This window comes from Zunongwangia pacifica (assembly GCF_023499215.1).
GTDB lineage: Bacteria > Bacteroidota > Bacteroidia > Flavobacteriales > Flavobacteriaceae > Zunongwangia > Zunongwangia pacifica.
The window spans coordinates 1-1,019 of the sequence record NZ_JAKHSK010000100.1 but is presented as its reverse complement, the minus strand read 5'-3'; the positions used below and the strand labels follow the sequence as shown (position 1 = coordinate 1,019).

The 1,019-nt window shown below is 48.4% G+C and carries 1 protein-coding gene; it reads left to right on the top strand.

Annotated elements, in window-relative coordinates:
• Window positions 1–145: 145 nt before the first annotated feature.
• A partial coding sequence (locus tag L1967_RS22235) for an IS91 family transposase (RefSeq protein ID WP_249603681.1) occupies window positions 146–1,019 on the top strand: 874 nt, incomplete at its 3' end.

Below are 1,019 nucleotides of genomic sequence, written 5' to 3'. Positions count from 1 at the left end.
TTTTGGAAATGGGCCTGGATATTATCAGTGTCAAAGATTTACTGGGACACGCAGATATCCAAACTACGCTCACCTACCTACACGTGGCACAACTAGGTAGACAGAAGCCGTTCAGTCCGCTTGATCGGCTCTACAAGGAGTAGGCGTGAAACCTGCTGCCTATGAGGTAGCCCAGGTGCTGGAAAGGAACACGGAATCTTTATCCAAATACTGCTACAACACCTGGCAGACAAGAACCCTGCACGCCTTGCGCAAATGCCGCACTGCTGCCCTGGGTGGCCATATTGACCGCTGTAACAACCCTTCCTGCCATAGGCTCCACCTTAGTTATAATAGTTGCCGGAACCGCCATTGTCCCAAGTGCCAGGGACATAAAAAGGAGCAGTGGATCCGGGCACGGGAAGAAGAACTCCTAAATGTGCCTTACTTCCACGTGGTCTTCACATTGCCATCAGCGCTCAACCGGCTATGCCTGTATGAGTCTAAAAAAATGTATGGTCTACTGTTTAAAATAGCCTGGCAGGTGATCCAGGATTTTGCATCCAACCATAAGTTTTTGGGTGCCAAACCTGGGATGATCGCCATCCTGCACACCTGGGGACAAAACCTGTCTTTGCACCCACACCTGCATTGCATTGTTCCCGGCGGTGGTATTACCCAAAGTGGCAAATGGAGATCTGCAAAAAGCAATGGAAAATACCTGTTTCCGGTCAAGGCTATGAGTTCCGTTTTTAGGGCCCGTTTTGTGGCTTCCCTTCGCAAGGAACTGGAACCACAATCTAAAGACTTCTACGAAAGCCTTTTTAAATACGATTGGGTAGTTTATTGTAAACGTCCATTTTTAGGTCCCGCCCAGGTGGTGGAATACCTTGGCCGCTATACCCATAAGATCGCCATAAGTAACCATCGGATAAAAAACCTGGATAATCAAAGCGTTACATTTGCTGTAAAGGACTACCGCCACGGGGGAAGAAAATCCTTGTTACGTTTATCCGATGCAGCGTTCATCAGGAGGTTCG